The sequence below is a fragment of the Mesorhizobium kowhaii genome (assembly GCF_003253745.1).
GTDB lineage: Bacteria > Pseudomonadota > Alphaproteobacteria > Rhizobiales > Rhizobiaceae > Mesorhizobium > Mesorhizobium kowhaii.
Genome location: NZ_MZXV01000056.1, coordinates 337,387 through 358,562, shown reverse-complemented (window position 1 = coordinate 358,562; position 21,176 = coordinate 337,387). Strand labels below are relative to the sequence as shown.

General features: G+C 63.3%; 19 protein-coding genes. 1 reads left to right on the top strand and 18 read right to left on the bottom strand.

Annotated features, from left to right (window positions below):
- Window positions 1-3 precede the first annotated feature (3 nt).
- Window positions 4-1,167 carry a hypothetical protein gene (locus B5V02_RS27180; RefSeq protein ID WP_111547112.1) on the top strand — a complete coding sequence of 388 codons (1,164 nt, stop codon included), beginning with the start codon at window positions 4-6 and terminating at the stop codon, window positions 1,165-1,167.
- A 29-nt stretch (window positions 1,168-1,196) separates the two neighbouring features.
- On the opposite strand, the gene B5V02_RS27175 is transcribed toward B5V02_RS27180, so the two are convergent.
- From B5V02_RS27175 to tssA, 18 genes are read right to left on the bottom strand one after another with little or no spacing between them, the layout of a single operon-like run.
- A complete protein-coding gene (locus tag B5V02_RS27175; RefSeq protein ID WP_111547111.1) occupies window positions 1,197-2,249 on the bottom strand; it encodes a hypothetical protein in 1,053 nt (350 codons plus the stop codon).
- Entirely contained in the window at window positions 2,237-3,325 is a 1,089-nt protein-coding gene (locus B5V02_RS27170) for a DUF2169 family type VI secretion system accessory protein (protein WP_111547110.1), read from the bottom strand. Before B5V02_RS27170 ends, B5V02_RS27175 begins: the two co-directional genes overlap by 13 nt.
- A gap of 3 nt (window positions 3,326-3,328) precedes the next feature.
- Window positions 3,329-3,817, bottom strand: a complete 489-nt coding sequence (locus B5V02_RS27165; RefSeq protein WP_111547109.1) for a hypothetical protein — start codon at window positions 3,815-3,817, stop codon at window positions 3,329-3,331.
- Complete coding sequence (locus B5V02_RS27160; protein ID WP_111547108.1) at window positions 3,817-4,209, bottom strand: hypothetical protein; 393 nt, start codon at window positions 4,207-4,209, stop codon at window positions 3,817-3,819. The genes B5V02_RS27165 and B5V02_RS27160 overlap by 1 nt, the downstream gene beginning before the upstream one ends.
- 6 nt (window positions 4,210-4,215) lie before the next feature.
- On the bottom strand, window positions 4,216-5,052 hold the full coding sequence (locus tag B5V02_RS27155) for a PAAR-like domain-containing protein (RefSeq protein ID WP_111547107.1): 837 nt from the start codon (window positions 5,050-5,052) through the stop codon (window positions 4,216-4,218).
- Window positions 5,053-5,054: 2 nt separating this feature from the next.
- Complete coding sequence (gene tagF, locus B5V02_RS27150; RefSeq protein ID WP_111547106.1) at window positions 5,055-5,597, bottom strand: type VI secretion system-associated protein TagF; 543 nt, start codon at window positions 5,595-5,597, stop codon at window positions 5,055-5,057.
- Entirely contained in the window at window positions 5,579-9,115 is a 3,537-nt protein-coding gene (tssM, locus tag B5V02_RS27145; protein ID WP_111547105.1) for a type VI secretion system membrane subunit TssM, read from the bottom strand. Before tssM ends, tagF begins: the two co-directional genes overlap by 19 nt.
- A 1-nt stretch (window position 9,116) precedes the next feature.
- Window positions 9,117-10,439 (bottom strand): type IVB secretion system protein IcmH/DotU, encoded by a 1,323-nt coding sequence (gene icmH / locus B5V02_RS27140; RefSeq protein ID WP_111547104.1) that lies wholly within the window; start codon window positions 10,437-10,439, stop codon window positions 9,117-9,119.
- Between the two features lie 4 nt (window positions 10,440-10,443).
- On the bottom strand, window positions 10,444-11,778 hold the full coding sequence (gene tssK / locus B5V02_RS27135) for a type VI secretion system baseplate subunit TssK (protein ID WP_111547103.1): 1,335 nt from the start codon (window positions 11,776-11,778) through the stop codon (window positions 10,444-10,446).
- 39 nt (window positions 11,779-11,817) lie between these two features.
- Window positions 11,818-12,270 (bottom strand): type VI secretion system lipoprotein TssJ, encoded by a 453-nt coding sequence (gene tssJ, locus B5V02_RS27130; protein ID WP_111547102.1) that lies wholly within the window; start codon window positions 12,268-12,270, stop codon window positions 11,818-11,820.
- A gap of 3 nt (window positions 12,271-12,273) precedes the next feature.
- Window positions 12,274-13,743, bottom strand: coding sequence for a type VI secretion system-associated FHA domain protein TagH (gene tagH, locus B5V02_RS27125; protein WP_111547226.1), 1,470 nt, complete (start codon window positions 13,741-13,743; stop codon window positions 12,274-12,276).
- Window positions 13,740-14,807, bottom strand: a complete 1,068-nt coding sequence (gene tssG, locus B5V02_RS27120; protein ID WP_111547101.1) for a type VI secretion system baseplate subunit TssG — start codon at window positions 14,805-14,807, stop codon at window positions 13,740-13,742. The genes tagH and tssG overlap by 4 nt, the downstream gene beginning before the upstream one ends.
- Window positions 14,771-16,645 (bottom strand): type VI secretion system baseplate subunit TssF, encoded by a 1,875-nt coding sequence (gene tssF, locus B5V02_RS27115; RefSeq protein ID WP_111547100.1) that lies wholly within the window; start codon window positions 16,643-16,645, stop codon window positions 14,771-14,773. Before tssF ends, tssG begins: the two co-directional genes overlap by 37 nt.
- 1 nt (window position 16,646) lies before the next feature.
- Window positions 16,647-17,402: a type VI secretion system baseplate subunit TssE gene (gene tssE, locus B5V02_RS27110; protein WP_111547099.1), complete on the bottom strand. Its 756-nt coding sequence runs from the start codon at window positions 17,400-17,402 to the stop codon at window positions 16,647-16,649.
- On the bottom strand, window positions 17,389-17,844 hold the full coding sequence (locus B5V02_RS27105) for an Hcp family type VI secretion system effector (protein WP_111547098.1): 456 nt from the start codon (window positions 17,842-17,844) through the stop codon (window positions 17,389-17,391). Before B5V02_RS27105 ends, tssE begins: the two co-directional genes overlap by 14 nt.
- Before the next feature lie 48 nt (window positions 17,845-17,892).
- Window positions 17,893-19,398 (bottom strand): type VI secretion system contractile sheath large subunit, encoded by a 1,506-nt coding sequence (tssC, locus tag B5V02_RS27100; RefSeq protein WP_111547097.1) that lies wholly within the window; start codon window positions 19,396-19,398, stop codon window positions 17,893-17,895.
- Window positions 19,399-19,401: 3 nt separating this feature from the next.
- On the bottom strand, window positions 19,402-19,941 hold the full coding sequence (tssB, locus tag B5V02_RS27095; RefSeq protein WP_111547096.1) for a type VI secretion system contractile sheath small subunit: 540 nt from the start codon (window positions 19,939-19,941) through the stop codon (window positions 19,402-19,404).
- Window positions 19,942-19,947: 6 nt separating this feature from the next.
- Window positions 19,948-21,120: a type VI secretion system protein TssA gene (gene tssA / locus B5V02_RS27090; protein WP_111547095.1), complete on the bottom strand. Its 1,173-nt coding sequence runs from the start codon at window positions 21,118-21,120 to the stop codon at window positions 19,948-19,950.
- Between the last annotated feature and the right edge of the window lie 56 nt (window positions 21,121-21,176).

Here is a 21,176-nt window from a genome sequence, read left to right as displayed (position 1 = left end):
TCCATGCAGCGGATTGCAACGATCCCGGCGATTATCGAGCAACATGTCGAGGATGCCGCGTTCCTGTGGCACCGTCGTTCGCGGGAGATCGACGGCCCCGTGATGGGCGCCTTCGACATCGGCCGCATCGACCAGCGGCTCGATGCTAATCTCGATGGGCTCTTCGCGGCCGGCCAGGCGGCTTGGGACCTGGCGTCGGCGCGCTTCGCCGACTACCAGGAGCCGCCCGAACTGTTTCTGCTCGGGGCGCTGGCGTTTGAATGGCAATCCACGCCAGAGATCAAGTTTGTGTTGGAGAGCGCGGGCCGGCTCGGGAAGTCCGGGCTGTCGGCGCTGTCTGGCGCGGTTGCGCGCAGTTCGCCGGGCAAGTTGGAGCCATTCGTGGCGCGCTGGCTGGATTCGACAGTCGCAATGGAGCGTGCGTTGGGGGTCGGCGCGCTTCACCACCATGGGGTCAATCCAGGGCCTCGACTCACGGGATTGCTGACCGACCGCGACGCTGAGGTGCGCCGCAGAGCGCTCAAACTCGCAGGAGCGCGGCGGCGCAGGGATGTGATCGCCGAGGTTTGGGTATGCCTGGAGGCACGCAGCGTGGAGGAGCGCCTGGAGGCGGCGGTGGCGGCCTGCCTGCTGGGCGAGGCGCGGCTGGCGCATCCCATGTTCGACAAGATGATGGCCAGCAATCCGGAGCTTGCGGGAGCCGTCATCGAAATCAGGTTGCTCACCACGCCGTCGATTGCGGCGCGGTCGTGGTGGCAGCAATTCGTATCCACCGCCGCAACGCGGGAGGCGGCGGTCGCGGCGAGCGGACTGCTGGGCGACATGGCGATCATGCCCTGGCTGATCGAGAGGATGCAGTCGCCGGAACTTGGCTATGCGGCGGGGCTCGCGCTGCGCGACCTTATCGAGATTGACTTCAATGACACCGACGTGTTCGTCACGGACCCGGCCAAGCTCGGGCCGAAGTTCGAGACTATAGAGGCGACGCCGCTGCCTTGCCCTTCGCGGGCACAGGCCTGGTGGGACAATGGGAGGGGGCCGGCGAGGTTCGGCAAATTCCAGTCGATGCGGCGGCTGAAACTGGACGCTATGAAGGGGGCGCTTGCCAACGCGGAGATCGCGCTGACCAACTGGAGGCGTTCACGCCCAATTCCGGCGTGGATGTGAAGACCCGTCCGCGTACTCAGGACACGCAATCAGGCTCTGACGACCTCGCTCACAAGCGCGGCGGCGCGCATGCCGGCTTCCGATGTGGCTTCGCACATGGCGACACGGCCGGGGGCATAGCCTTTGGTGAAACTGTCGGCGGCAATGAGCAGTGTGAGTGCACCGGCACCGGCGCCGATGTCGCCGATCGTCATCGCGGGATAGGCCATTGGAAGGGTCTCGCGGCGCGTCCGGTAAAAGCGGGAGCGGCCGATCAGCCCCTCCCAGGCACTATAACGCTCGCCATTGTCGTTGCTAATAATGAACTTGATGTCAGACTCAGTCGGGCCTTTGCCCTCAATCGCTGCACGGCAGGCAGCGACCAATGCTCTGCCCTGGCTGTAGTTTTCAGCCAGCACGGAGTTTTCCTCCAACGCAACGCCGACGCCGTGAATAGTGCATTGCGCTTGCACGTCGCGGCTTGGCGCGCGGCGCAGGCAGACGACGACGGCGCCTTCGCCCGGCACAAGGCCTTGCGCGTTATCCTCGGCCTTCAGGCGGTTGGCCGCCCTGAGACGAGCGATGTCCTTGTCGTTCACCAGGCTGTCGACGCCGCCTAGCAGCACTTGTTCGACTCCTGGCGTGGCGAGCAGTTTCGCCGCCCGATCCAGCAGCCCGATGCACGCCGCCGCGCCTCCATCGACAATGCGCGAGGTGGGATGGAAGGTTTCGCCCAGCGTGTCCTGCAGGCCGGTCAGGAACTCCGCAGCCGGGGTCTCCGCGAAGGCGGCGTGCTCGCGAAAAGCCTCCGGCGCTACCAGGAGTAGCGCGCTGGTGCTGGCGGCAACGCCGCCTGCCTCCAGCGCCTCGGCGACCGCTCGCGTGGCCATGCTGGTGAACCAGATATTCTCGGTGTGGCGCAGCGAATAATGCGAGGGGATGCGGGAGACAGTCTGTTCTTCGCCGAGCGGATCGGCGAGGGTACGCTGCTCGAACGCGGAAAGGCTGGCCCGGATTGCCGCCAGAGTCTGGCGTGTATTGAGGCCGGCTGGCGTCACGGCGCCCCCGCCCGTGACATAGATCGGCGCCCTCAGGCCAGCCATGTCGCCCTCTCGACTATCAGTCCGTTGTTGCCGCGCGGGTTCAGATAGACCTTGCGCTTGCGCCGCGCGAGGAGAAAGGCCGGCGTCACATGGCCGAAGATGATCTCCCTGAGCGCGGGCGTGTTGCGCCTGGTGACCATGGACAAGCGCGATTTGAGTGTGACGCGGCGCAAGTCCGGCTCAATGACGACCGTGTCGATGTGGAACGGATGATCCTCCGCGCGGTCATCGTAAAGAAGGCGGATCGGAGCCACGACACGTGGTATGCGGAAGTTCCAGCGGCCATCCGGCGTCATGCCGATGACGCTGACCTCCTCGCCCTCGTTCAACTGCTGCAATTGCTGGTCGGCGGGCGCGCAGAGATTGTGGCGCGGATCGAAATTCCTTGGCGGAAGAGGCCACTGATTGTCGATCCAAGCCTGATCGTAAGTACCTGCAAACTGCAGCCTTGGATGCCAGCCGCGGCCGATCACCCCAAACCCAGCCGGCCTTGACTGATCGGACGGGCTACGGAACGGCTCACTCGCATACGTGACGTTGGGTGCATGCGTCTTCACGGTCTTGTCCGCGGAGCGGGCATGATGGAAGCCGACGCCAAGCGGATTGCGCGGGTCGGTCCTGCCGTTATCATCGGTACCCCCATAAGCGCGCTCGTAGATTATCGGCATCCTGGCGAAGGGATGTGGTTGACTATAGCCGCCCGCATCATAGAGGCGATCGCCAGTCACGTTGAGCACCTTGCGGATATTGGCGAACCTCAACCCGACCTGCATTTCATGCACGCGCCCTTCGCTCGGCGCATGTGCCTGGCCGTTCAAGATCACGTCGACCCCCGGCTTGGTCCACGCAATCTCTCCTTCATAACGGGTTGACGAGCAGGCAGGATCGCCGAACGGCACGTCGCCAAAGCTTACAGGCAATTGCTCCGCGGCCGGCTGAAACTGTGTGGCATCTTCCGACATATCGAAGCTGGCCGAGAAAACCGCCAGGAAAACCTCGTTACCGTCAGCATTTGCCTGGACAAAGGTGCCGGCAACGAACGGCGTACGATTCTCGATCCAGACCGCAAACATCATGGATCAGCACCAATTGCCTTTTTCGTCCTGGCCGATCGGCCAATAGGGCATGCAGGCGACGAGCTTGACCAACTCCTCCTCGCCGGCGTCGATCAGCCATTGCAGCAGGAAGGTCTCGGCCGCGACGCCAGCCTCCTCGCCCGCACTGAAGTTGGCCGTGACACATTTCAGCCAGTGGCGGCGTATCACCCAGACCACATTTGGACTGGCTGCGGCACCTGCTACACGGTCATTGAAGGCTTTCTCGAGGGCTTTCTCGCGGCTGCCCTGGCGCCCTTCTTCGGTGGAAATGATATCTGCCCACCACTCGGTCGCAATGTCATAGGCATCCTTCAGCTCCGCCACATACTCGACGAACAAAGTTCTGTGCATCGGGCTCGCATCGTCGTGCTTACGAGCAACGCGGATATCGGACGGCGGGGCGACATCACGAGGCTGCGCGAGCAGACGCCTGATGCCGAGTTCGGAGCTATAGAGTGTGATCAGCGCCACTATTCGACCTCGCCGGCTTCATCCATGGCCATCGGCACGAAGCACAATCCGTCAACAAGAGGTTGGAGCTCCGGGGCAAAATGCCGAACGTTGATGATGAGTATTTCGACAGGCCACTCGAAACTCTGGCTTTGGCCACTGCTGTCGATACCCCATTTCTCGTCCGGCTCATCGCCTTCGGGCACCTGTTCGTTGTTCCAGGCTACTATCTCGAGATAGTGCTTGCGGAAGATCGCCAACACTCGCGGGTGCCCCGCGATCCCCGTCGGCCAGCGCTTCCAGACAGCCTGCCCCTCGTCTGCGACCATGTCCTCCCACCACTCTTCCAACTCGGGCTGGATGGCGAGCAGTTCGCCGATGTAGCTGTCTCTGATTTCTTCGATACTGCGCATCGCCAGTTACACCGGAACGGCTGTTGGTATGTCGTCCATAAAGTTCTTAGCATATTTTGCGGCAGGAGAGCCTTGCGACGTTGAGCACCTACCGCAATGGGGCATCACCGACGCCGGTGTCGAAAAATGATCCAAAAACTTTTGGGGCGACTCCTTCATGTTACACCCGCCCATCTCCCACGCCACACAGAGCGGCGGTTGATGATCATGGACCATCTCCTGCTTCATCTCGTCCTTGGGAGGAGTTGGGACCAGTTTCGAGTAGCGGCCCCGCCTGGTCTTGCCGCATTGCCAACAGGGCTTGCCGTTCACTTTGGCGGCTTGATCATCGGTGCGTTTTGGGCGGTGTGCGACACGGTCATAAGGGACCTCACACTTCGTGGTCTTTTGGCCTTGGGTCAACGTCGCCAGAAACTTGTTGAACGCGGCCGGGTTGACGCAATTGGGCGGCGGGTCGCTGGCGGTGTTCTGGTCCATCGTATCGCCATGACGGTCGACGCCCTTGCCTTCCGCCTTTACCGTGAACGACCACAGCTTGAAGACGCCCTTCCCCTTGATCTTATGGGTTATGACGCCCGCGCCGAGGCCTTGGGTGGCCGGCTCGTTGCCGGTGCTGGTCGAGATTTCCGACGCATTCTCGATAGCTGTCGGCTCGCCATCGATCTTGACGCTCTTGGTGCCCTTGGTCAGGTCGGATGATGACAGCATATTGACGTAGGGTACCGGAACCGGACCCGCGGGCGGGGATGGCGGCGAGAGACAGACATCGCCGGGCGCAATGCCTTTGCCGTTACTGCCCTTATGGAAAAAGCCCATCTTCTCGGCATAGACGCTGAGGCCCATGGTCAGAACTCCTGCGGCACGGCACGCGCCGCACGCATCGCTGGCAGGGCGTTGTCCGCGAGGTCATGAATGTCAGCAAAGGCGAATTCACGCACCTCCCAGTCATCCGTCCAGAAGACTATTCGCTTCATTGTGGAGAACTCTCTTGGCGGTTCCAGCGCCCGCAGGTGCGCCGCGACATACTGCTGGTCCCAATGTTCCTTCACAGTCAATCTGGCTATGTTCGCCATGCCCTCGAACCAGGGATCCGTTGCCTCTGGCATCGCGCCGACGCCCACAACAGCGAACGGATAGCGGCGGCCGACACGGTCCTGGCTCATGCGCCAGGCGCCGGCGCAGGGTTGTTCGCCAAAAATCGCGTCCTGGACGACGAAGCGCCAGACCCGATCGTCGAGGTCCTCGTGCTCATCCGGTCGCGCGCGCAGTTCCATCGACATCCAGCGGTCCCAGCGGTCGATGAAAGTCCGCGGCAGGTTAGCGGCGACGAAATCTCCGGTCGCCGGGATCTTGCCGAAGAAGCCAGTGCTCATATCTGCGGCGGACATGTGAACTTCTTGAACATTTCCAAATTGTAGGGGTTTTCGACGCTGGCGGCCTTGAGCTCGAAATCGGCATACATGCCTTTCGTCCCCAGGCGCAGGCTGTAGACATCGGTCAGCGAAGTGCCGGCGAAACGGCCGCTGCGCAGCATCCTCAGCCATGCCCAGCTGCCGGTCTCGTTGAGCAGGATTTCCGGCGATCCGTCGATCGGCTGGAAGGCGAGCGAAATGACCCCGGTGCCGTCCTTGCCGGGCCACGTCATTGGTTGCGGCCGCGTCGCGTTGTTGTAGTAGACGAGGCTCTGGCCATCGAGATTGAGCGTGACGCGCGTGACGTTGGGAGACAGGTCCTTCGGTTCGAGCGTGAAGCTCATCACCGGTCCGGTACCGCCGGGAAAGAGATCGTCGCGGATATGCCTGGCCTGCTCGAACGCCGCCAGCGCCGCGGGATCGAGGCCGAAATCGGCGCGCCATTTCCATGGCTGGCTGGTCGTGTCGACATAGTTGATCAGGTGGTCGTTGATGAAACCGTCGATCAGCCCGGCCGGTCCGAACAGGCGGGCGAAATCACGCACATTGACGTCCACCGCGCTCTCGGCGCTGAACGGATAGCGGTCGGTCAGCGCCGCCTGGCAGAAAGGCAGTATGTCGGCCCGCCAGATGGCGTTGAGCTCCGAGGTGACCGCTTTCTGGGTCAGATTGCTGGTGTCGCCGGCAATCCCGCCCAGCCAGGTGTTGATAGGGTCGGGCAGGATCTGTGCCTGCCTGGCGACCGCGCCCGTCAGTTCGGCAAGACCGCCCTGCTTCTTGATGGCATCTTGCGGATTGGGGTTCGCGGTGACCGTCTGCAGCACGTTCGAAAGCGCGGTCAGCGCGACAACCGCGGCATCCAGTGCCGGCGGCTGGCCGTCGACTTCGGCGATGGTGCTCTTGAGCGGTTTGAAATGTTCGGCCACCAGATTGCCGGTCAGGTCTACCTCGCTGGCCGACCCGGCGCGGGGAAGCAGTTTCGCACCGCTTGTCGCCAGCTTGCCGAGCTTGCCAAGCTTGCCGAGCAGTTTCGAAGCGCCCTTGGCTGCCGACTTGTCGTTGGCGGGCGCCTCGTCGGAGCGCGTCAACTCGGTCTCCTGAACGACAGCCGTAAGCAGCCGCTTCAGCGCCGAATCGGCGCTCGATAGGTCTTTCAGATTTTCACTGGCGACATTGAGATCGGTCAGTGGTGCCAGCCTCATGTCTCGCAGGAAGCTGTCCCATTGCGCGATATAATCGTCATAGTAGAGCTTCAGAATATCCTCCGACAGCGCCGAGACCGAGGTTTCGGAGTTTTCCGAGCAGCCGCCGGCGAAAACGGCACGATCGAGTGCTGCCTGGGCGGCGACATCGTCGATGCGGTCGAGAATGACGTCGTGGAAGCCGGAATAGCTGAAGGCTCCGGAAATGCCGACGCGAAGTGTCTTGGCGGATCGCCGCGCAAACACCTTGCCCCCGTTGGGGCCGGCGAAATTGGCCGGGATCCACTCCTTCAGCCCGGCCACTGCCGGATCGGCCAGCAACTGCTTGTAGGCACGCGCCGGCAACGAAATCGTGCACACCGTTTTCAGCGCTTCGGCAACCAGGGCCTGGTCGGGCGCGATATAGCTTTCGTCGACCGTCATCCGGCGGATGGCGGCAAGCTGATGCTCTTCGGCATCGGCGGTCGGAAATGGTGCCGCGGCGGCGAATTCGGGCAGACTGTTGACCCACCAGTTCTGGGCGTAATCGGCATCCATCTGCGACAGACCCGTCATCATGCGATAGGTCTTCAGTGCCCCGAGCATGAAATCCGGATCGCGGATCTGCCGCCACATGGTCGCCTCGAGCAGTGCGACCATGCGTGGCTCGAGGACGTTGCGCAGGGCGTGGTCATAGGTGTCGGTCTGTGCCCGCACCAGTTCCGCCGAGGCCGATGGCCCCAGCAGGTTCTGGGCGGCGCCCGGCGGTGCTGTCCGGGCATTTGCGACTGCGTCCATCGCATCGAGCGCGCCGTCCATGGCAGGCTGCTCCACTGATGCCGGGGTTGCGGCGACAGAGGTCAGCGGCGTTTGCAGCGCTTCGAACTGGCCTGCCTGGGCCGAGATCGCATTGCGGTTGTCGTAGTAGGACCAGGTGAACACCGCACTGGCCAACAAAGCTGCTGCGGCACATGCAGCCGCCGCACCCCGCCAGATCCAGGCGCGGCGGCGTTGCGCCAGCGGGTCGAACGTACCGAGGCCTGCTTCCTTGAAGATGACTTCGGTGAGCAGGTTCTTCAGGAAGAAGCTGCGTTTCTCGACCCTCGGCGCGGGCAGGGTTCGCCGTGGCGGAAGGCCGAAGGAAGAAGACAGCGCCGCGGTCAGCCGGTCGATGGGCGCCCCTTCCTGCGTCGCCGATGTCAGATAGAGCCCGCGCAGCCAGGCGACCTCTTCATACCGGCTTTCGCCGAACATCGCCTCGACCAGCACCTGGATCGGTTCGGACAGGCTTGCGAGTTGGGCGGGAAACCTGAAGATCTCGGCACGGGCGGCGAGTTTGTCCTCATCCTCCAGGCGCGGCACCAGCCGCCGCTCGAGTTCCGTCGCCAGCGTCGAAATTTCCCGTTCGATGGTCTTGGCATCCACACGCGCATCCAGCGCAAAGGTCGTTCCCCAGACCTGCTCGCGCGAGGCGGTGGACAAGCCGCCGAAGAAAGCCTCGAAACCCTTGATCAGATCGGCCTTGGTCAGCATCAGATAGACCGGAAGCCGGATTTCGAGCCGGTCGTTGAGCTCCGCCAGCCGGCGGCGGATCTTGCGGCCGTGCGCCTTGATGGCTTCGTCGCCCTCCGAAAGCACGTCGATCGAAAGCGCGACGATCACGCCGTTGAGCGCGCGGCGGCCCCGGTGCTTCTTCAAAAGGTCGAGGAAGCCCAGCCATTCCGCCGCGTCCGCATCGGGCTGGCTCTCCTGCTGGACATAGCGGCCGGCGGTGTCGATCAGAACCGCGTTTTCGGAAAAGAACCAGTCGCAGTTGCGCGTGCCGCCGACCCCTTGCAGGTCGTCGGTGAGATCGATCGGAAAATTCAGTCCGGACTGCCGCAAGGCGGTGGTCTTGCCGGTGGCCGGCGGCCCGACGATCACATACCATGGCATCTCGCGCAGAAACTTGCGTCCGCCCAGCTTGCGGCGCTTCAGCTCGGCCATCACCTCGGCGAACTTGGCACCCACGGCGGCGACGTTCTCTTCGCCGGGGCTGAGCGGCTTTTCCACCGCGGGCGCGGCAATCTCCGCGACGAACATGCGGTTGGCGCGGATCGCCCGGCGCTGGGCGACGATCAGCCAGATCAGCCAGAAGATGACCAGCAGCGCGATGATGACGATGCGCACATTTTCAGAGGCGAACGGTTCGTAGGGACCGACCCTGACGATCGGACCGAACACCCAGATGACCAGCGAAAGCAGCGTGATGCCGATCAGCGTCCACAGCCAGCGCGATGTCAGAACCGCCCAGAGGAAGCGCAGGATGAACATCTCACAGCCTCTTTTCGACGAGCACCTCGACGCGGCGGTTCAAGGCTCGCCCCTCGCGCGTGCTGTCGCTGGCTACTGGATCGGTGGCTGCGCGGCCTTCGGAACGGACGCGATCCTGCGGCACTCCGTTCTGGACCAGCATGTCGGCAATCGTCTGGGCGCGAGCCTCGGACAGTCGCTGGTTGGTCGACAGCGGATTGGTCTTTTGCAGCGGAACGCTGTCTGTATGACCGATCACCGTGATTTTTCCGATCAGCTCCTGATTGGCAAGGATCACCTTGGCGATCGACCCGATCAGGGGCTCGAAACCTTCGGTCAGTTGTGGCCGTGACGACTGGAACAGTTCGGGGTTGGAGGCCTGGATGATCAGCTTGGCCAGCGAAACGCTCTCGGTGCCGCTGAGAGCAGATTTGAGGTCGGCCGGCACCCCGGCCTGAAATTCCGGCAACAGCGCAAAATCCACTTTCTCCGGTGGCGGGGCATCGACCTTGGGCGAAATACGGCTGATGTCGCCGCGTGCAGGCGGCGGCAACGCGCGAACAAGTGCGGAAAGCTCGACCGCCTGGCTGCTCAGTCCCGTCGAGAGCCCGACATGGATTGCCGTGGCGACAACCGCCGCGCCGAGCGCCATGACCCAGATCGGAACGATGAAGCGCTGCGGCTCGTCGGATGCGATCACGCCCTTCCAGTTTGGCGACAATGGCGCGCCTTCGGCGTCGACATCGCGCAGGAAGCGTGCCGCCGCCACGCGAACGGCATTGATCGAGCGGTCGCCTGACCGGTCAGGCACACGATATTTGCCACGGAAGCCAAGCGCCAGGCAGTGATACTGCAGTTCCAGCAATTCGCGATCCCGGTTCGGATGCCGCTCGAGTTCGTCGAGACGTGTGAAGAACTGCGTGCCGGCATCGACATCGCCGCGCAGCATGACCACGAGCGGCTGCCGCGGCCAGGCGCTGGCCCCGCCCCATGGCGTGTTCAGGGCCAGATCGTCGAGCAGCGCGGCCACGACCCAGGCTGCCTGGTCGGCCCGTTCCATGGACGAACCCGCCGTCATTGCCGTGTCGCGGGCCCGCACCAGTTCTTCGAGCAACCGGGTACGCAATGCTTCCGGATTGTCCGGCGCCAGCGCGCTTTCAAGCTCGGGAGCGAACTCGAGCAAGGGCGCGAATGCGTTGACAAGCGCGTTCGGGTGGGTGCGGGATCGCTTGACCGCCGCGCCTGGCAGGAGTGGCGCCATCGGCCGCGGCATCGGCGCGCCGGTCAATCGAATGCGAGTGCGTTCGCGATCCTCCGACAGTCCGAAAGGATCATCGCGGCTCATGATCTCACCTGTTCACCGAATAGCAGTCCACCTGCGGCTCGCTTGGCAACACGCCCGAAACGCCGATGACGAAGCCGGGAGCATCGAGCAGCGACGCCCAGTACTCGCTTTTCTGGTCCAGCTCGAGGCATAGGCGATCACCATCGTAAGGGATCTCGCGCGGCTGGGAATGAAGCGGTTTCAGCGGAATGCCGGGCAAACGCGATTTCCACAGGCCCTCGAACTGGTCGGCCGACCCGACAGTCGCCTGGTTGACGAATATCTTGCGCAGCGCGTCCTCCGACAGCTCCGAACCGACCCGGATGACGATCCGGCTGGCCACCAGCAGCTTCGGGTTGTCGATGCGGATTTTCCAGACATTGGTCGAATGCCGCATGACGGGCAGCGCACGCGATTTAGGCTCGATGTAACGCAGGCTGAGGATGAGCGAGCGCAGCGCATCCGCCAGCGCCGAATAGGCAGGGCCGGGCGCCATGTGATCGTAAGCGGGCAACTCGCCCAGCCGCCGCGCGCTCGATCCGTAGGTAGCCATCGAACCGGCGAGCCCGGCAAGTTCCAGGTAAAGCTCGGCCGGATGGAAGACGTCCTGCGCCAGCATGTGGGCCAGCCGCGGACGCGCCGCATTTGCGAGATTGAGCATCAGCAAATCTTCGACGCTGCGCCCAGGCCCGCCCATGACCATCTTGCCATGCGCCTCGGCGATCTGGTCGAGGCCCGTGACAACTTCCAGAAGCAATTGCCGATACCAGGCCACCGCGCCGGTAATCAATGTCGGTGGCAGGAAGGTGTCGTCCAAAGAAACGCCGCCATCGGCTCGAACGCCCTTGAGGTCGGCTATCGGCAAGGCTGTGTAACCACCGACCGACTTGCCGGGCGCAAGCAGCAGCGCCTGCGGACGGGCGATTTCGATTTCTTCAGGATCCGAACCGCCCTGGACGGCGTCACGCACCGAAACGATCCGCCCATGATATCGCGCTCCCGAGGCGGCGGCGTGCGCCGGATCGAAGCCGACACCACCGGCAGGCTCCAGCGGCAAGGCGACCAGCACCGGTCCGGCGCTCGTGTCCGGGGTCACCGGCAGAGGTCGCGGCGCGTCCATCATGTCTGGAATGGAAAAAGGTGTCCCGTCCGGGAAGATGCCCCGTGCGGACAGGATCGAGATCTGGCCGGCGTCCAGCAATGCCTGGTCCAGCGTCAGCTGTTGAAAGCCGAACGTATGCAGTTGCCCGGCCTGCAACGCGCCGCGCACCGTCGCCTCGAAGAAGCGATCCTGCTGCTGGAAATGCTGGGTCCGCAGGAAAAGACCTTCGGACCATAGCACCCTGTTTGCATCGCTCATGCCGCTACTCTCTGCATTGAGCTCCCCTTGCCCTGGCCGCTAGGCGGAAATACCGCCGCTGCCAAGCGTGACATTGATCGTGAATTTTGATCCCGGCGACACCGACTTGGTTGTCCGCCAGTTCCTGCCGCCAGGCTCCCGGATCAGTGCAACGAAGCCCAGCGCCGTCGCGTCCGGCTCGACGGTGATGGTTTTGGATGCGGATTTTCCCGGCCCGACAGCGATCTGGTCGGATCCGATAAGATCACCTGCCAGCGCCGTGCCGGCATCCCCCTGCAGCGCAAAGTAGTCGGCGGAATTGAATTTGCCGGTGCTTTTCAGCCGCATCACGAGAACCGTCACCGGGCGGTCGCCGCCACCTGGCCCCGGGTTCATGCCGGTCCCGCCGGTCACGTTGACGGTGATCACCGATGGTTTTGGCGGACCACTCTGGCAAGCCGCAAGCAGCCCCGTCGCGCCCAGGGCAACCACAAATTCACGTCGATCGATCATGTCTCACTCCTCCTCATATGCATCTCGAAAATCAGCGCCGATTTCGCCAAGGAAGCTTTTTTCCGCGCTCTCGGCGATTTCACGATGGCGTTTCTGATAAAGCTCCCACAGCTTGGCGCCGCGCCCGCCCGAAAGCAGGGTGCCGATCGCCGAATTCGACTTCAGCTCTTCCTCGATCGCGGCCGGATCAAAACGGTCGATCATCCGCCGCAAAGCGGCCTGGATGCCGCGCCAGGCGCGCACGTGATGTTGCGCGAGATCGCGAACCGCGTCGGCGATCGCCGCTTCGCCGGCGAGAAATCCGGGGCTGCGCTCGGCGATAAGCGTCACGATGGCATCGTCGACCGTCGGCAGAAACTTGAGCGGATTGACTTCGGAGGCCCCGACCATGGTCTGGGCGACGCGAGCGTTTCCCTTTTCCTCGGCCCGCTTGCGCAGAAGCTGCATCAGGCCTTCCATCATCAGCCGATATTCGCGACCGAACTTCTCCATTTCCGCGATGCTGTCGCGTCCGGGGAAATCGGCTTCCTCGACGCCCATGCCGTGCAGGAATGCGGAGCGAAGCGCCATCTCCCCGGGCTGCGCCGCTGCCGCCGGGCGGGCGGGTTTGGGAGCAGCGCCCGTACGTGGTGGGGGAGGGGTATCCGCCGCTTGCACGGGCAAATCCCAGGGATTGGCGGATTGTGGTCGCTGGGCGATGCGCTCGCGCTGTCCGGTCGAGGCGGCGCCGTTTGCCGAAGCGGGCGCCGCGGCTGGTCCGAAACCAAAATCATCATTGAAATCGGACGGCTTCCCAGCAGCGGGCTCGGCTCCACGACTGGGGGACGGCACCGGGTCGAGGCTGAATGGGTCCGCCCGGTTCGCCGCACTGCCCGGCTCGGGATAAGGAGCGGCATTTTTCGACACAGGCGTTGAAACCGGATCGAGGCTGAACGGGTCATCGAAAGCAGGCGAGCTGCGCTGGCTGGAGGTGGCACGTTCGAACGCGCCCGCAACGGGCTGCTCGAACGGGTTCGGCAGATCGGCCGGACGTGGCCGTCGCGGCTCTTCTTCGACCGTGGCGGAAAAGAAGTCATCGCGGCCGATGCTCACCGGCGCTCGAGATGCCGGCGGCAGGCGTTCCGGAACCGGCTGGCCGGCTGCGGGTGCTTGAGCGGTTGGCGTCAGGTCGACATGGACGGTGTAGTCGCCCAGCCTCAGCCGCATGCCGCTTTGAAGGCGTGTCGACTTGCCGGCACCGAGCGGGCTGTCGGAATCGTTTATGAACAGTCCACTGCTCGACGTGTCGGTGACGAAATATCCATCTCGCCCGCCAGAGATCTTGCAATGAGCGCGCGAAACGAACATGTCGGGATCGTCGATCTGCCAGCCCGCGTCCGCGCTGCGGCCGATCACCAGCTCACCCTCGTCCAGCCGGGTCTGCCGTACCGCCTGGGTGCGTGGCCCTTGCTCCAGCGTCAGCAGCAGACTCATGCCGCGACCCCCGCCATTTCCGGCCGCCATCCGACGATTGTCCGCAGCCGCATGTCGTCAGCATCGCCCCTTTCCGCGGGTCGCGCAAGCCAGGCGGTTCGGCCGAGCTGTACCGCTCCGATACGGGGCGGCGGCACTGCTTCACGCGCAAGCACGATGCGCAGGTCGACGTCGAGCGATTCCCCGACCATGTCGCGAACGGCCTGCTTGAACAGTTTGAGCCGCCGGCCGCCAGGCAGGAACGCCTTGAAGTCCTCATACCCCAGCGGGCCGACACGCAGTTCGATCCTGCTTTGGCGATTGAAAACGCGCGGGCCGATCGTCGCCCCCCGGCCGAGCCCTGCATAGGCCTTTGCAAGGCGGGTCTGGAGGCTGGTTGGCACGGTTATCCAGGCGGCGATGAACTCCTTGATCTGGACCGGCACCTTGAACGCTTCCGCCAGGAACAGCGTCAGCCGTTCCGGACCGTCGACCTGGCTGGCGAGCGAAGCCGCCTGGCGAAGTTTCACCGTATCGAGATCGGTGTTCTGGGTGCCGGGAAGTCCGATCCCGGCCATGGCTTCGAGCATGGCGCGAACGCGCCCACCGACCTCGCGCTCGACCTGTACCGCGGGATGCGCATCCGCCCAGGCCCGGTAGTAGAGGGCGATCATGCGGTGCTGCAGAATGTTGACGAAGTCCACGAATGTCGTGTCGCTGGTCAGCTGTGCATCGGCGCCGGCGAACCAGCGCTGCGACAGGCGGTCGAGCACCCAGCGCGTCAAATGCAGCGGCATAGGCCCCTCGGGTCCCAACAGGCCGAGATTTGCAACCGTGACCCGGGCCGGCGCCTCGTCACTGGCTTCGCGGAATTGAACCAGGTCCCGCGCGCAAAAGGCGAGGCGCACATGCTGGCCGAGCCGTGCCGGCTCACGGTCGGGGCGGCCGGAATGGCCGAACAGACCGCTCCGCTGTTCGAGACGGCGCAGCAGTTCGAAGAAGTCGAACGCCTCGGACAGATCTTCGGCCCGGTTCGGGCTGGGCTTGTCTAGATCAGGTAGCGATTGCCGGGCGTCATCGGCCATGGCACATCCTCCTGCTTCTGCAGCAGCCGCGTGCGGGTTCGCACGAAGCCGTTTATTCCGGCATGACGGGCAAATAGCCGCGCCAGCAAGGCCGAAAGCAGCAAGGCGCTTTGGCCGGCCAGGACCGATTGATCGACGTGCAACGTCACTTCGGTGCCGCGTCCGAAGCACATCGGCCCATCGATCTGCAGCCGTTCGATGACCGGCTGCGAGTCGATACGCACGATCGAATGCACATTGCGGGCAAGGCTCGGATCACCGCGGTCGGCATAGAGGTCGAGCAGCGCATGCAGGGGGTCGACGCCGCGGCCTTCCTTGGCAAGGCTGAGAAAGTTGAGCGCCAGTTGCGCCACCAGCCGCCAGGCGAGATCGTCGGCCCGCGATTCACCGTCTGCCCCAGTCGGCAGTGCCGCGGGGATAGCCGGCTGCGGCGGACGCAGCGCGCCAAGAAGCCTGACAGTTTCGACCGGGTCGCCGGCCTCCAGCGTCAAGGTCGGATTGTCATCGAGGATCGGCAGATCACGATTGGTGCAAAGCGCCATGACGTCGAGACGTTTCAGCGGCCGGTTCGCCGGGCTTGCGAGCGGCCGGGATATGGCCAGGAAAACGTCGTCCCCGGTGTATGACGTGCGGGTCAGGCCGTCGCGCCGCTCCTCCTCCGTCGCTCGGCGTGGGCGCCGCTCGGTTGAATAGACCCAGCCACTGCCGCGATTCTGACCCAGGCTGAAGAGTTCGGGAATTTCGGCGTCGTTGCCTTCGGTGTCGGCGTCCTCGACGCGGATGACCCGATAGATCTCGAAGTCGCGCGCCCGCGTTCGGTCTGCATGCAAAACCTGCCGCGTCTTGCGCGTATCGACCTCGATGACGTTGCACTCACGTTCGAACAGATTGATGATCGGCGTCGCGAAAAGTTCGAAGTCCGCCGGCGTCAGGTCGGCCAGTTCGGCCACCGAGCGTCTGAACAAGAAGATGATCTCGAGCCCGGCCCCGCATCGGCGCACGACGGGCTGCAACCCTGAAACCCGCGCATAGTGGAAGCGCTCGGGCATCATGAAGTATTCGCGCAGCAGGCGGTATCCTTCGAATGTCGGGCGAGTACGCGGCATCAAGGCTTCGTCGTCGCTGATGCCCACCATTTCGGGTGCCGGTAAGGGCGACAGCGGGTTGGCCTTGCCTTCCGGTCGTGCGCCTGCAGCCGAGCAAGCACCGAAAATCGCGTCGAACAGAAGCGGCGCCTTGGTGCGCCCGGCAAAATAGAGGTCGAGCCGGTCGAGCGCTAATTCGTCGAGCTTGCCTTTTCCGGTCCGGGCCAGCGTGATGCGGAGCGCCGCCTCGCCGCCGACGCCGCCGATCGGCCCTATGCCGGCCATCGCCAGCGCACTGCGATCCTGAAAATAGCTGACCGAAGTGATCGCTATCGGCCATAGGGTCATTTCTTGCGCGGTGGAGAAAGTGCAGCGCGTCGACAGGCCGGGCTGCAGGCTGGAAACCAGCCGCGTGTTGCGCTTGACGACGTGGCCGCCGAGCATGGTCTGGACCTGTTGGCCGGGTTTCAGCACCGCCATCGCCGTTGCCGGCGCCGGCGTGACCAGATCGGGATAGAGAACATCGAGCACGCTGCGTGAAAATCGCGAGCGCTCGGCGTCGACCTTCAGCCGGGTGCGCGCGGCGAGGAAGGCGACGCCGTCCAGCAGCCGCTCGACATACGGGTCCGGACACGGGACCGTGTCGAGCGACAGGTTGCGCGCCACCGCTGGATGCATGTCGGCAAATTCCGCCGCGAGGCCGCGGATATGGGTCAGTTCTTCCTCGTAATATTCGACGAAGACCCGATCCATCTCAGGCGTCCCTAATTTCGGTCCGCGCCAAGCCGTTATCGAGATTGATCGTGGTGCGCAGGCGCATGCGTTCCGGCGTCGGCGTCATGATCAGCACAGCGTCTATCTCGATCTTCAGGCCAACGGTCTTGTCGCCAAGAGTGACCGTAACCTTTGTTGCGCTTTCCCTAAGGCGAGGCTCGAAGGTGGCGAGCACCGCGCGGATCTCACGCGCCAGCACGTCGCGATCAAAGTCGCGGGACGACCGGCCCGAGAAGGAAGGCACGCCGTAATTGACCACGCTTCGACGCACCTCCGGAAAATCGGCGAGCGACGGCGGGTTGTCCGACACCTGTTCGTTTTCCAGATCGGAAAGAAGCGGTGTGGCCTCGAAGCGCTCGGTGTTGAAGAGCGCCTCGATGTCACGCCGTACCGCCTCCCTGAGCACGCGGGCCGATACGACCACGCCGCGGCTTTCGATCTCGACGCGGTGCTGGGTCTGAAAGGCCAATCGATGCAGACGCCGTTTTTGATCGGGTGTCAGCTCCGCATCGGCGTCGATGGTCCGCGCACTGCCGGCGACGAGGGTGTCGAGACGGTCCGCGCCAAGCTCGTCGTGCAGGACTTGGCGCAGCCCATCTATCTCCGAGGTCAGGCCCGGCAGGTCATTGACGAGGCGATCCCAAAGTGACGGCTGGACGGCCTCGCTTTTTGCCCGCAAGCTGCCGGTAGTCTGCTGCTTGCCCGCGCCGGGTCGCCGAACCTCACTTGCCGACATAGACATCCATTTCGGCTTCATCGTTGCCGTCATAGACGAACTTGATCTTCTTGTAGGCGAAGCTGACCTCTTCCTGAATCAGGTCTTCCTCATCCTGCGCCTGCGACATGTCGTATTCCATAACGAAGGCGTCGGTCAGGGTAACGACCAGATAATCCTTGCTTTCGCCATCGATGGTCCGGCGTGCCGAAAACACCACCTCATCAAGGGCCTTGTTATCGAACAACGCCTTTTTCAGGTAGGGCGAGGATTTGTCGTAGTGTTTGGTGAACTTGATCATGCCCATGGACACGCGGCCACGGCGTGAGATCGAATTCGGATCATAAGGTGCGACCATCTTGTAGTCGACGCCATGGATTTCGATCTCGTCATCGTGGCCGTCGCGGGTGCTGGGGCCTTTGATATCAGGAACCTTCAGAAAACCATCAATCTTCACTGGCATTGTCTTTCTCCACCGCTTTCAAACAAAACAAAGTCTGGTTGCTGCAAATCAAGTCTTCACGGACGGTAGTTCCGACACCAGTCGGAGCGAGGCATTGATGCCCTCCAGCTGGTAATGCGGGCGCAGATAGAAGCGGGCAGCGTAATAGCCGGGCCGCCCCTCCACGCTGTCCACCTGAACCTCGGCGGCGGCAAGCGGGCGCTTGGCGCGCGCCTTGTCGTCGGCAAAGGCCGGGTTGGCCAGCACGTACCGGTTGATCCACTCGGTCAACCAGATCTGCATGTCGGCGCGCTCCTTGAACGAGCCGACCTTGTCGCGCGCAATGGCCTTGAGGTAGTGCGCAAAGCGCGAAACCGGGAAGAGATAGGGCAGGTTGGCGCTCAGCCGCTCGTTCGACTGCGCGTCGGGGTCGACCAGCCGTCCCGCCCGCGTCTCGTCATCCTGCAGTGAGTGTGCCCCGATGAAGGCCGCGAGATCGGTGTTCTTTCGATGCAGGATGGGCATCAGGCCGAGCTTGGCCAATTCCGCTTCGCGCCGGTCGTCGATGGCGACTTCGGTCGGGCATTTCATTGCTATCGACCCATCATCGGTCGGGAAGCTGTGCACCGGCAGGTTTAGCACCGTGCCGCCGTTCTCGACGCCGCGGATCTGCGTGCCCCAGCCGAACAGCTTGTGGCTGCGGTTGATGTTGACGCCCATCGGGAAGGCAGCATTCATCCAGACATATTTGTTGTGGTCGCCCTGCACCTCTTCCTCGAAGGTGAAGCCCTTCACCGGAACGGTGTCGGTGCCATATGGCAGCCGGGCCAGAACGCGGGGCATGGTCAGGCCGATGTAGCGAGCGTCCTCACTCTCGCGCAGCGACTGCCACGAGGCATAGGCCGCATTGGACACGATCTGCTGCAGGTCTTGCGGGTTCGGCAATTCCTGCCAGCTGTCCATGCGGAACAGGCGCGGTGAGGCAGCTGCGATAAACGGCGTATGCGCCGAGGCGCAGATGCCGGAGATGTTGCGCAGCAGACCGACGTCGCGCGGGTGGTTGGAGAATTCGTAGGCGCCAATCACGCAGCCGATCGGCTCGCCGCCAAGCATCGAATACTCGTCCGTATAGACTTTCTTGAAGATCGGGCTCTGATCCCACATCTGGCCTTCATAGTCTTCGAGCGTATCGGCCAGCTGCTCCTTGGAAATGTTCATCACCCGGATCTTTAGCTTCTGATCCGTCTCGGTGTTGTTGATGAGATACCAGAGGCCACGCCATGTGCCCTCCATTTCGCGCACTTCCGGCGCGTGCAGGATCTCGTTGACCTGTGTCGTCAGCATCTTGTCGATGCCGGCGATCAGCGACTTGATCGACTTGATCGCATTGGACGAGATGGTCGTGGTGTCGGAACGGGACTGCGCCGCGAGCGCGAGATTGCGCACGAGTTGCTGCAGCTTCTCGCTGTCGTCCTTCTTGACCTTGAAATCCTTCTCGAGGAGTCCGCTGAATTCTCCAAGGTCTATGGCTTCGGCCTCGGCGGCGACGGCGGCGGTCTTTTGCTGTTCGGCCATGATTTACTCCCCAACCTTGTCGTCGTCGGCCAGCGCCTGGCCGGCGATCTTTCCAAGCAGCGGTTCGTTGTTCAGAAGCTGCGCAATGCGCTTTTCGGCGTCGACGCGGCCATCCATGAAGCCCAGCAATTCCTCGAGCTGACGACGCATCTTGAGGATCTCGGCCAGTTGCGGAACTTGCGCGGCGATCTTGTCAGGGGCGAAATCACCCATTTTGGTGAAGGTCAGATCGAGCGCCAGTTCCTCGTCGCGCTCCTGGCCTTCGGCCTGCGGCAGCGTGTTCTTCACCCGGGCTTTGACGCGGGGCCCGAGCGCCTCCATGAACTTGGGGAAGCGGTTCGCGTCGGTCTCGACAAAGGAGCGGTCCAGCACCGACTTTGACGCTTCCTTGGTTTGCGAAGCACCGGAAAGGTCGGCCATCACGCCCATCACAAACGGCAGTTCGATCGTCGTCGGGCTGCCGTAGGTTTCCACGTCGTAGGCGATCTGCACCCGCGGCGCGCGATTTCGTTCGATGACCTTCGCTTTGCTTTCGGCTGGCATGTGTTGTTACCTTTCATCCTTCTGAGCCGTCTTCTTGACATCGGGAACCCCGGCAAGGAGCCGGAATTCCTTCAGCCCCGACGGGGCGAGATCTTCCATCAGTTCAACGAAATCCATGTGCACCATCCGGCGCACACGTCGCGCCAGGTGCGGAATCGGGCTCGACGGCTCGGTGCGATCATAGAAGGCGACGACGAGGTCGAGGCATTTCACCACGTCGTCGCGCGAGGAAATCCGGTCGGGAAGCCCCGTGCTCGAGTCCGCGTAGCTTGCCATACTTGCCATCGTATCGGCTCCATGACCGTTTCGAGCAGGCGTTGCCGGTTCTGCCGGCGGGGGTGGCTTGGCCGCGCCATTCGCCACGGCGCCGGCTGCCGAATTCCGTTCGAGGGTCGTCAGCAAACGCTGCAGAAACCGCTTTAATTCCGGGACAGGAGCGCCGCCGCCCTCGAGGCGAGCGTTGAGCGCGGTCTCGACCGCATCAAGGGCCGCGATCGCTGCCCGGGCGTCGGCGATAAGCAAGACCATCTCTGCGTTGGCTTGATCGATCTGTGCCGCACATCCGGCACGCACCCGGTTCAGGAGTTGTCCGTGCGCACTGGCCAATGCGGCCTTTTCTGCCGCATTCAAACCCGAGGCGGCTTCCTGGAGCATGACCCGGTCGTCGAGCGCACCCTTTTCCAAGTCTATGCCCTGAATCGGGCCGATTGCGCGCGGCGCGAAGAACGTCATTTGCCGCAGGTTCGCCAACAACCCGTCCTGACCATTCTGCAGGTCGAGCAGCGCATTGATACGACGCAAGGCGGCATCGCGTGGCGAAGCGTTGGGCCGCAGTGCCGGATGCATGGTTTCCCAATGCTGATCGAAGGTCTGCGCAATGAGGGTCAGGCCCTGCACGAGCCCGGCCAGTCCTTCTTCATTGGCCAGCGCGCGGGTGACGATGACGAGCAGGCGCAGGTCCCGGCCATGCGCGCGCAATTCCTCCGCCTTTGCGAGCACTGCAGCCCAGTCGACCGGAATGGTGCTTTGCGAGGTGGCCTTGTTGTTGCCGTCGTGGACGACCTTGACCTGGGCTTCGGTCAGGCGCTCCAGCTCATGAAAAGCCGGGTCGTTGCGCAAATCCTCCCCTGACGGATTTTCACCGTCGAGCGGAGTAAGCCAGAGTGCGAGATCAATCACACCAACCCCCAGCGACCGGCCCTCAAACCGTACGTGACGCAACGTTATCACACCGT

Coding starts and splice junctions, on each gene's coding strand:
- B5V02_RS27180 (WP_111547112.1), top strand. CDS start 4: ATGCAGCGGATTGCAACGATCCCGGCGATTATCGAGCAACATGTCGAG.
- B5V02_RS27175 (WP_111547111.1), bottom strand. CDS start 2,249: ATGGCTGGCCTGAGGGCGCCGATCTATGTCACGGGCGGGGGCGCCGTG.
- B5V02_RS27170 (WP_111547110.1), bottom strand. CDS start 3,325: ATGATGTTTGCGGTCTGGATCGAGAATCGTACGCCGTTCGTTGCCGGC.
- B5V02_RS27160 (WP_111547108.1), bottom strand. CDS start 4,209: ATGCGCAGTATCGAAGAAATCAGAGACAGCTACATCGGCGAACTGCTC.
- B5V02_RS27155 (WP_111547107.1), bottom strand. CDS start 5,052: ATGGGCCTCAGCGTCTATGCCGAGAAGATGGGCTTTTTCCATAAGGGC.
- tagF (WP_111547106.1), bottom strand. CDS start 5,597: ATGTCCGCCGCAGATATGAGCACTGGCTTCTTCGGCAAGATCCCGGCG.
- tssM (WP_111547105.1), bottom strand. CDS start 9,115: ATGTTCATCCTGCGCTTCCTCTGGGCGGTTCTGACATCGCGCTGGCTG.
- icmH (WP_111547104.1), bottom strand. CDS start 10,439: ATGAGCCGCGATGATCCTTTCGGACTGTCGGAGGATCGCGAACGCACT.
- tssK (WP_111547103.1), bottom strand. CDS start 11,778: ATGAGCGATGCAAACAGGGTGCTATGGTCCGAAGGTCTTTTCCTGCGG.
- tssJ (WP_111547102.1), bottom strand. CDS start 12,270: ATGATCGATCGACGTGAATTTGTGGTTGCCCTGGGCGCGACGGGGCTG.
- tagH (WP_111547226.1), bottom strand. CDS start 13,743: ATGAGTCTGCTGCTGACGCTGGAGCAAGGGCCACGCACCCAGGCGGTA.
- tssG (WP_111547101.1), bottom strand. CDS start 14,807: ATGGCCGATGACGCCCGGCAATCGCTACCTGATCTAGACAAGCCCAGC.
- tssF (WP_111547100.1), bottom strand. CDS start 16,645: ATGGATCGGGTCTTCGTCGAATATTACGAGGAAGAACTGACCCATATC.
- tssE (WP_111547099.1), bottom strand. CDS start 17,402: ATGTCGGCAAGTGAGGTTCGGCGACCCGGCGCGGGCAAGCAGCAGACT.
- B5V02_RS27105 (WP_111547098.1), bottom strand. CDS start 17,844: ATGCCAGTGAAGATTGATGGTTTTCTGAAGGTTCCTGATATCAAAGGC.
- tssC (WP_111547097.1), bottom strand. CDS start 19,398: ATGGCCGAACAGCAAAAGACCGCCGCCGTCGCCGCCGAGGCCGAAGCC.
- tssB (WP_111547096.1), bottom strand. CDS start 19,941: ATGCCAGCCGAAAGCAAAGCGAAGGTCATCGAACGAAATCGCGCGCCG.